Genomic DNA, 8,197 nt, shown 5'->3' on the forward strand with positions numbered 1-8,197 from the left:
AAAAGCCGGTCATGCTGAGCTTGTCGAAGCATCTCTACCGCTGACTAATCAGAGACAATCCACGATTAAATTACTTACGCAGCCAAGATGCTTCGACTCCACTTCGTTGCGCTCAGCATGACGGTTTTTAAATACACGAATTGACCATGAACAAAACTCTTCGCAACGTCCTCTTCACCGCCTTGTGCCTGCTCGTACTCGGCGCGCTGGGCGTGTTCGCGGCCCTGCGCCAGCACCAGCGGCCCGTGGATGAGGTCGTCGTCAACGTGCAGGATGAATTCGACAACTACTTCATTTCCGGGCGCGGCGTGACGGCTCTGCTCACCAAGGGGGGTAGGGAACCCGTGGTCGGCACCCGGCCCGAAGGCCCACGCCTGCGCGAGCTGGAAGCGCGTTTGAAAGCGCATCCGTTCGTGAAAGATGCGCAGGTGTACCGCGACCTGGCCGGCAACCTGCACGCCGACGTGCGCCAGAACCGGCCCATTGCCCGACTCATTCATGCTGATGCGCGGCTCGATTCCTACGTCGATGCCGACGGCCGCGCCCTGCCGCTCTCGCCACTCTACACCGCCCGCGTGGCGACCGTGGCGCGAGCCGGCGGCGGGGCCTTGCCGGGCGCTTTTTTTCAGGATAGCACCGGGCGGCGCTACCTCGAATTCCTGCGCTACGTAGACGAGCACCCGTTTTGGCGCGCGCAAGTGGCCGAGGTGTTCGTGGAGCCCGGCGGCAAGCTCAGTTTCACCCAACAAATCGGCGACCAGCGCATAGAATTCGGCCCTCCGGCCGATATTTCCGATAAATTCGCCAAGCTGATGGTATTTTACCGCCAGATTCCGTCCGTGCTGGGCTGGGATACTTACCACCGCGTAAACGTAGAGTACCAAAATCAAATCATTTGCGAATAGCTATTCGCGCTTAAACACCACCTAATCAGGGGTTAACCCCGCGCTGACGCCTGATTAGGCCCATTTCCTACCCGGCTCTTTCTCCCGCCTCGCCCCCTACTGCCCCATGCAACAAGACAAAATTGTCGTCGGCCTCGACATCGGCACCACCAAAATCTGCGCCCTCGTGGGCCGCAAAAACGAATTCGGCAAACTCGAAATTCTGGGCATGGGCAAGGCCGTGTCGGAGGGCGTGTCGCGGGGCATTGTGGTCAATATTTACAAAACCGTCGATGCCATCAAGCGCGCCATTGCCTTGGCCGAGGAGCAGTCGGGCATCAGCATTGGCGTGGTGAACGTGGGCATTGCCGGGCAGCACATCAAGAGCCTGCACCATAATGGCAGCATCACCCGCGAGTCGGGCGACACCGAGATTACGGAGGGCGACGTGAGCCGGCTCACCAACGACATGTACCGGCTCGTGACGCCGCCCGGCTCGCAGATTATCCACGTCATGCCGCAGGAATACAAGGTTGATTACGGCGAGACGACCCTGGAGCCCGTGGGCCGCGCTGGCGTCCGTTTGGAAGGCAACTTCCACATTATCACGGCCCAAAGCGCCGCCATCAACGACATCTACAAGTGCGTCACCCGCGCCAACCTCACCATTGCCGACCTGATTCTGGAGCCGCTGGCCAGCAGCGTGTCCATCCTCTCGGATGAGGAAAAGGAAGCCGGCGTAGCGTTGATTGACATCGGCGGCGGCACCACCGATTTGGCCGTGTTCAAGGACGGCATCATCCGCCACGCGGCGGTGCTGCCCTTCGGCGGCAACATCATCACCTCCGATATCAAGCAGGGCTGCAACGTGACGCCCACCCAGGCCGAGCAGCTTAAAGTCAAGTTCGGCAAAGCCATTGCCGATGAGGCCTCGGACCTGGAAATCGTGAGCATCCCCGGCCTGCCCAATCGTCCGCCCAAGGAAGTTTCGCTCAAAAACCTGGCTTTCATCATCGAAGCCCGAATGTCGGAAATCATGGAGCTGGTCTACGCCGAAATTGCCCGCATGGGCCTGGCCGACAAGCTGTCCGCTGGCATCGTGCTCACCGGCGGCGGCTCGCAGCTTCAGAATCTGGAGCAGCTCACCGAGTACATCACCGGCCTCGACACGCGCATCGGCTATCCCAATCAGCACCTGGGCAAGACCCGCATCGAGTCGGTGAAGTCGCCGATGTACGCCACCGGCGTGGGCCTCGTGCTCTCTGGCTACACCGCTGCCGACGAGCGCAACGGCCGCCTCAGCTATGAGGATGAGTACTCGTACCAGGCGCCGGCTACGGCCTCCCCGGCTGCGGCACCCACGGCCAGCACTGCTTCAGCCGCCGAACCCGCGCGCACCCCTACCCCCCCCGCCAAGCCCGAAGCCCCTAAAGCGCCCAAGCAGCCCAGCCGCGCCGCGGGCTTCTTCAAGGATATCATCAGCAAAACCAAGGGCTTGCTGATTGACGATTACGACGACAAGCAATATTAAACCCGTCTGTCATGCTGATGAAGGAAGCATCCTATCCCCGTTGCGCCGTTCGTCAGGCTGAGAAATCAAGCGTTTTTCGCTCCGTTTCTTAGAATTACTATTCAATGCGGCGCCGACGTGAAAAGATGTTTCGCTGCGCCCAACATGACATAAAAACCTTATGAACTTTAAATTCGACATTCCCGCCCAAAACAAGTCCATCATCAAGGTGATTGGCGTGGGCGGCGGGGGCTCCAACGCCGTGAAGCACATGCACAAGCAGGGCATCAAGGATGTGGAGTTTATCATCTGCAACACCGACCGGCAGGCGCTGGAAAGCTCCACGGTGCCGCACAAACTCCAGATTGGCGCCGAGCTGACCGAGGGCCTCGGGGCCGGCGCCAAGCCGGAGCGCGGCCGGCAGGCGGCCATCGAGAGCAAGGAAGAAATCCGCAACCTGCTCAATCAGGGCACCAAGATGCTGTTCATTACGGCCGGCATGGGCGGCGGCACCGGCACCGGCGCGGCCCCCGTCATTGCGCAAGTGGCGCAGGAGCTGGGCATCCTGACCGTGGGCATCGTGACGGCGCCTTTCGTGTTCGAGGGCAAGCGCAAGCGCGAGCAAGCCGAGCAGGGCATCCGCGAGCTGAGCGAGCACTGCGACACGGTGCTCGTGATTCTTAACGACAAGCTGCGCCAGCTCTACGGCAACCTGGCGATGGGCGCCGCCTTCGCTAAGGCCGACACGGTGCTGACCACGGCGGCCAAATCCATTGCCGAGATTATTACGGTCACGAGCGACGTGAACGTGGACTTTGAGGACGTGAAAACGGTGATGAAGGAATCCGGCGCCGCCGTCATGGGCAGCAGCATCACGGAGGGCGAAAACCGCGCCCGCCGCGCCGCCGAGGAAGCCCTGAACTCGCCGCTGCTCAACAATACCGATATTCAGGGGGCGCAGAAAATCCTGCTCTCCATCATGTCGGGCCAGGACCACGAGCTAGAAATGGACGAGCTGACCGAAATCACGGCCTACATTCAGGAGAAAGCCGGCCAGGATGCGGAGATGATTTTCGGCCACGGCGTGGACGACACGCTCGGCCAGAGCATCCGCGTGACGGTCATTGCCACGGGCTTCGCCCGCGACGCCCACACCATCAACTCGCCGCAACCGGCCGCCGCCCGCCCCGCTGCGCCCGCCGGCCCCGACCCGCAAATCAACATCTTCGACCGCGAGCGCCAGGATGCCGCGCCTACCCCCCCCGCGCCGGCCAATGCCCCCAGCGCGCCCGTGCTGCCCACGTTCGGCAACAGCCCCAGCGCCAGCAGCACCGCCAGCCTGCCCGCCGAAACGCCCCGTGTTACCTTCGACCTGAATGGTCCTGGCGCTCCGGTTGCGGCCGTGGCGCCGCAGGCCAGCCTGCCCGTCACGCCCTCGCCGGAGCCGGTGCTCGTCACGGCGCCCAGCGCGCCCGCGCCGCCGACCCAGCGCCCGCGCCCCGCCCTCGATGCCCAGGCCGAGGAGCGCCGCCGCCGCCTCACCGAACTCAGCAGCGGCCTACCCCCCGATGCCGTCACGCAGCTCGAAACCCCGGCCTACCTGCGCCGCCACGTCAAGCTCGAAACCGTCGTGCCCAGCAGCGCCCAGAATATCTCCCGCTTTAATTTATCGGATGATAACGAGCTACTGGGAGATAACCGGTTTCTGCATGATAATGTGGATTAGGTAGGTTTTGGAATTTGGTATAATGAGAAAGGGCCACTGCTGAAACTCTCAGCAGCGGCCCTTTCTCATTATTTAATTTCCGCGAAAGGTCTTATTGGTGTTGTTGGTCAAATAGGTCCCAGCAGGTTTGAAATAGCTCGTGTGAAATAGTCGAAGTCTCGAAATAATTACGAAAGTCAGCAAGCACGAGGTTGTTATCTGTCCAATAGCCATAATTGTCGCGCCACGGCATAATCATGATTGCTAAGCCTGACTCGTTTAAGCCTATCTCCCTAGTAGGAAAACCTTCAATATTAAATTCAATAAGCCAGACTTTGACATCATCAATTTTATCTTCAAAATCGGGATTAGCAACAGGCAGTACAGATGAAGCAATCTTGGCAATTATACTCCAAAATGCTCGTTTCACAACTCCTTCCTGAATTGGCGACGCAATAGACTTAGGCTCATTGAACTTGAGATATGTTGTCTCCATAGAGCTTAGTTATTATGGCCAGAGTATGTTCCTGCTCTGGTAAGCTTTTTATCAACCGAATCCCTAAGTACTATCTGCGGCGCGCTGATTTCCTGGTCGAGGTCGAGCTGCTGAGGCCGGCCGCGCGTGGACTTGGCGCTGAAACTATTATTGTGAAATGATAATGGGGCCGGCGGTCATCCTGCCGCTATTCAAATGCTTCTCAACCTTTGCTGATAAGCCGGTCAAAACTTCATACGTGCTAATCCTGGCAGTTAACACAAAGACGGTGATGGTGTATTTGGAGAAGTTCTGTTGGTATTGCAGGTTTTTATCGAAGGTCAGCAGGGCATGAAAGCCATCAGCTACCATTAACTTCAACAGCTCCCCGTTTTTAATTCCGTTCCACTGCTTGTCACGCACGGTAAATACTTCGTGCGCCGGAAAATCTTGTTTCAGGCGCTTTGGCAGATTCTCGTCAAGCAGCAGCCGCATACAGTTGCTCCACGTTTTTAGCGGTGAGAAGCTTAGTCGCCGTTTCTAGCAACGCGATTGCTTGGGCCTTTGTCACGGTTGGAAAATCTTCCAAGAAGTCATTAAGCGAAACGCCGGCTTCCAGATGGTCGAATAGGGATTCGACTGGCACGCGGGTACCGGCGAAAACGGGCTGGCCGCCGAGGATATCACTGTCGATGGTGATGAGCGTTTTGAGGTCCATATTTTAAAGTTAAAGCTATTTGCTGCTTGAGGGCGTAGCTGCGTTAGCATTTAATCAACCGAATCCTTGGGCGCCACCCGCGGCGCGCTGATTTCCTGGTCGGGGTCGAGCTGCCGGGGGCGGCCGCGCGGGGGCTTAGCGCTGAAGCAGCCCGTGGCAGCTAGTGCCAGCGCGGCTAGTAAGCAGCAGATTTTCGCGTAGCGCATGAGGCTAAGATAGTAGGGCTGTGGCTAACCCGGCCGGGGCCGCAGCCATTGCGTGAGTGGCTCTTCCACGAAGCGGTAGGCGAGGTAGGAGACAAGCTGTACCGCCAGCAGCCGCAGGGGTAGGTAATCGGGCAGACGCTCATACACCCAAAAGGAGAGCGGGCCGGCGGGCAGCAGGTAAAGGGCGTAGGAGCTGCGACCCAGTGCCTGCATAGCGCGGCTGCTGAGCAGGCGGCGAAACCAGCTGTTTTCGCGCAGCAAGCCAGCGAACAGCGGATAAACCTGTGTCAGCCGCGCTTGCAAGTACGGCCGCCAGCCGCCGCACGGGCGAAAATTGGCGCTGCCATTATCGTAGCGCAGGACGATAAGGAAGCCACTGAGCAGCAGCCCGTGCACCCCACGCGCCGGACAGTAGGCCGGGCGGAAGGCTCTGCCGACCGACCCCGCGCCAGCCGCGCCACAAGGGTAATGTTGCAAAAATACCAGCCCCGCCATCACGGCGCTCAGTCCGGTGAGTACCGGCAGATAGAACGTCCGCGCCACCGGCTCGGCCGCAGGGGTAGGGGCGGGAAGCAGAAGACATGGGCAGCGGCGGCGAACCCCACGAAGATATGCCCCTGGCGAAAGCCGCCTTCCAACACCTGTGCCTGCTGCCGAAAGCTGTTGGTGCCAGCCTGAAGTCGGGCAGCCGGGTTCGCCGGCCAGGCTTGCGGCAGGGAGGGGGGTAGGGAATCAGGCGGGCTGCTAAAACGCCAGCAGCGCCTCGGCCTGCTCGCGCAGCAGCTGCCGGGGCAGCTCATTAAGCAGCTCACCGCTCGTCGTCAGCTCTTTGCCAATAAAAGGCAGGCGCACGCGCTGGGGCAGCACGGTCGTGCCCAGATACATCAAGACATCGGTTAAGTGGCTCATGGCCAGCAGGCCGCCCTGCCCGCCGTCGCTTACGCCTATCAGTGCGGCCTTCTTGCCGCGGAGGCCGCCGGGGTAAGGCAGGCCGTCCATGAACGCCTTGAGCACGCCGGGGAAAGAACCGTTGTATTCGGGCACGATAATGACCAGCTTATTCGTGTCATCGAGCTTGACGGCCAGCTGATTATAGTCCTCATTGCGGCCCGCGTTGGCATAGAGCGCGGAAATGGTGAAGTCGGCGGGCAGCTCGGCCAGGTCGAGAATCTGAGACGCCTCACCCAGCTCCGTGAGCAAGCCAGCGTAGATGGTAGCGATGCGCCCGGCGCGGGAGCGGGGGCGGTTGGTGCCGATGAGAATATTAATCAAAGCGAAAAAGCTAAAGGAAAGTAGTGCCGGGCGTGAACCGCCAAACGGCCGACAGGTTGCAAAAACGGGCCCTAACCGCGTTGAAATTTCAGGAAGGGGTAGGGCGGAACAGGCGGCGGTCGGCCCAGAACGTGCCCAGCGGCACGAGCGAGGCCACAAAGCCCAGTGCCGCCTTGCGCCACGACCAGCCGTGCTCAATCGTGTTCTGAATCAGCAGGAAGACGTAGAGCACAAACAGCAGGCCGTGCGCCATCCCCACCATGCGCACCGCCGCGGGCTGCCCGGCCAGGTATTTCAGGGGCATGGCAATCAGCAGCAAAACCAGAAAAGAAACACCTTCCAGAAAGCCAACTAGGCGCAGTCGGCCCAGCGCGGTTTGCAGCAAGTGCAGCATAAAGAAAAAGGAGGGGGTAGGGAATAATGGCGCAACAAAAAAGCGCAACGAGTGCTCGCTGCGCTTCTTTGATTGCATTAAATTACACTTATGCCAGGTTATTGGACGTGGCCTTGGCCGACAGGAACTCGCGGTTAAGAATGGCAATATTCTCCAGCGAGATGCCCACCGGGCACTCGGCGGCGCAGGAGCCAATGTTGGAACAGGCACCGAAGCCCTCCTTGTCCATCTGCGCCACCATGTTCTCGACGCGCGACTTGCGCTCGACTTGGCCCTGCGGCAGCAAGGCCAGCTGCGAGACTTTGGCCGAAACGAAGAGCATGGCCGAGGCATTCTTGCAGGCCGCGACGCAGGCGCCGCACGAAATGCAAGTGGCCGCCTCAAACGCGCGCTCGGCAATATCCTTCGGAATCGGAATCTCGTTGCCGTCGGGCGCGCCGCCGGTGTTCACGCTAATGTAGCCGCCCGCCTGAATGATGCGGTCGAAAGCGGAGCGGTCCACGCTCAGGTCCTTGTTGACGGGAAAAGAAGTTGCGCGCCAGGGCTCGATGGTGATGGTGTCGCCATCCGAGAACTTGCGCATGTGCAGCTGGCAGGTCGTGGTGCCCTTCTCCGGGCCGTGCGAGCGGCCATTGATAAACAAGTCACAGGAGCCGCAGATACCCTCGCGGCAGTCGTGGTCAAAGGCCACGGGGTCCTGGCCGGCGTGCAGCAGGTCTTCGTTGAGCACGTCCAGCATCTCCAGAAACGACATTTCGGGCGAAATGTCCTTCACATGATAATCTACAATCTGGCCCTGGGTCTGGCGGTTGGGCTGCCGCCAGATTTTCAGGGTCAGATTCATCGGTTTAGCATCGGTTTGTCCGGCCATTTTCTTAAGTTATGAGTTATGAGTTAAAAGTCATAAGTCAAAAGGTGTGATGGGTGAGCGAGCATACCAGCAGCCAACTCATACCTTTTAACTCATAACTCATAGCCCAAAATTACTTGTAGCTGCGCTGCGTCAGCTTCACATTCTCAAACGAGAGTTCTT

At 59.5% G+C, this 8,197-nt stretch carries 11 protein-coding genes; 3 read left to right on the plus strand and 8 right to left on the minus strand.

The features are described from left to right. Positions 1–146 precede the first annotated feature (146 nt). The 3 genes from ACFE70_RS13220 to ftsZ all read left to right on the plus strand — a co-directional run bounded on the left by ACFE70_RS13220 (position 147) and on the right by ftsZ (position 4,120). Complete coding sequence (locus ACFE70_RS13220) at positions 147–905, plus strand: cell division protein FtsQ/DivIB (RefSeq protein ID WP_375418228.1); 759 nt, start codon at positions 147–149, stop codon at positions 903–905. A 106-nt stretch (positions 906–1,011) separates the two neighbouring features. After that, positions 1,012–2,415, plus strand: coding sequence for a cell division protein FtsA (gene ftsA / locus ACFE70_RS13225; RefSeq protein ID WP_375418229.1), 1,404 nt, complete (start codon positions 1,012–1,014; stop codon positions 2,413–2,415). Positions 2,416–2,575: 160 nt separating this feature from the next. Continuing rightward, positions 2,576–4,120 (plus strand): cell division protein FtsZ, encoded by a 1,545-nt coding sequence (gene ftsZ / locus ACFE70_RS13230; RefSeq protein WP_375418230.1) that lies wholly within the window; start codon positions 2,576–2,578, stop codon positions 4,118–4,120. A 91-nt stretch (positions 4,121–4,211) separates the two neighbouring features. Here the strand turns inward: ftsZ and ACFE70_RS13235 are convergent, their stop codons facing one another. The 8 genes from ACFE70_RS13235 to ACFE70_RS13270 all read right to left on the minus strand — a co-directional run bounded on the left by ACFE70_RS13235 (position 4,212) and on the right by ACFE70_RS13270 (position 8,008). Further along, a complete protein-coding gene (locus ACFE70_RS13235; RefSeq protein ID WP_375418231.1) occupies positions 4,212–4,595 on the minus strand; it encodes a hypothetical protein in 384 nt (127 codons plus the stop codon). A 147-nt stretch (positions 4,596–4,742) separates the two neighbouring features. Continuing rightward, positions 4,743–5,069 (minus strand): DUF5615 family PIN-like protein, encoded by a 327-nt coding sequence (locus ACFE70_RS13240; RefSeq protein ID WP_375418232.1) that lies wholly within the window; start codon positions 5,067–5,069, stop codon positions 4,743–4,745. Further along, a complete protein-coding gene (locus ACFE70_RS13245; protein WP_375418233.1) occupies positions 5,053–5,292 on the minus strand; it encodes a DUF433 domain-containing protein in 240 nt (79 codons plus the stop codon). The genes ACFE70_RS13240 and ACFE70_RS13245 overlap by 17 nt, the downstream gene beginning before the upstream one ends. Before the next feature lie 50 nt (positions 5,293–5,342). Further along, positions 5,343–5,498, minus strand: a complete 156-nt coding sequence (locus ACFE70_RS13250; RefSeq protein WP_375418234.1) for a hypothetical protein — start codon at positions 5,496–5,498, stop codon at positions 5,343–5,345. Between the two features lie 24 nt (positions 5,499–5,522). Beyond that, a complete protein-coding gene (locus tag ACFE70_RS13255; protein WP_375418235.1) occupies positions 5,523–5,894 on the minus strand; it encodes a hypothetical protein in 372 nt (123 codons plus the stop codon). A gap of 348 nt (positions 5,895–6,242) precedes the next feature. Next, positions 6,243–6,770 (minus strand): NADPH-dependent FMN reductase, encoded by a 528-nt coding sequence (locus tag ACFE70_RS13260; RefSeq protein WP_375418236.1) that lies wholly within the window; start codon positions 6,768–6,770, stop codon positions 6,243–6,245. Between the two features lie 88 nt (positions 6,771–6,858). Next, complete coding sequence (locus tag ACFE70_RS13265; RefSeq protein ID WP_375418237.1) at positions 6,859–7,164, minus strand: DUF3817 domain-containing protein; 306 nt, start codon at positions 7,162–7,164, stop codon at positions 6,859–6,861. Positions 7,165–7,252: 88 nt separating this feature from the next. Continuing rightward, on the minus strand, positions 7,253–8,008 hold the full coding sequence (locus ACFE70_RS13270) for a succinate dehydrogenase/fumarate reductase iron-sulfur subunit (protein WP_375418254.1): 756 nt from the start codon (positions 8,006–8,008) through the stop codon (positions 7,253–7,255). Between the last annotated feature and the right edge of the window lie 189 nt (positions 8,009–8,197).

This window comes from uncultured Hymenobacter sp. (assembly GCF_964243305.1).
GTDB lineage: Bacteria > Bacteroidota > Bacteroidia > Cytophagales > Hymenobacteraceae > Hymenobacter.

What these genes read in the sequence shown, in the direction of transcription:
- ACFE70_RS13220 (WP_375418228.1), top strand. Translation starts at nt 147, where the DNA reads ATGAACAAAACTCTTCGCAACGTCCTCTTCACCGCCTTGTGCCTGCTC.
- ftsA (WP_375418229.1), top strand. Translation starts at nt 1,012, where the DNA reads ATGCAACAAGACAAAATTGTCGTCGGCCTCGACATCGGCACCACCAAA.
- ftsZ (WP_375418230.1), top strand. Translation starts at nt 2,576, where the DNA reads ATGAACTTTAAATTCGACATTCCCGCCCAAAACAAGTCCATCATCAAG.
- ACFE70_RS13235 (WP_375418231.1), bottom strand. Translation starts at nt 4,595, where the DNA reads ATGGAGACAACATATCTCAAGTTCAATGAGCCTAAGTCTATTGCGTCG.
- ACFE70_RS13240 (WP_375418232.1), bottom strand. Translation starts at nt 5,069, where the DNA reads ATGCGGCTGCTGCTTGACGAGAATCTGCCAAAGCGCCTGAAACAAGAT.
- ACFE70_RS13245 (WP_375418233.1), bottom strand. Translation starts at nt 5,292, where the DNA reads ATGGACCTCAAAACGCTCATCACCATCGACAGTGATATCCTCGGCGGC.
- ACFE70_RS13250 (WP_375418234.1), bottom strand. Translation starts at nt 5,498, where the DNA reads ATGCGCTACGCGAAAATCTGCTGCTTACTAGCCGCGCTGGCACTAGCT.
- ACFE70_RS13265 (WP_375418237.1), bottom strand. Translation starts at nt 7,164, where the DNA reads ATGCTGCACTTGCTGCAAACCGCGCTGGGCCGACTGCGCCTAGTTGGC.
- ACFE70_RS13270 (WP_375418254.1), bottom strand. Translation starts at nt 8,008, where the DNA reads ATGAATCTGACCCTGAAAATCTGGCGGCAGCCCAACCGCCAGACCCAG.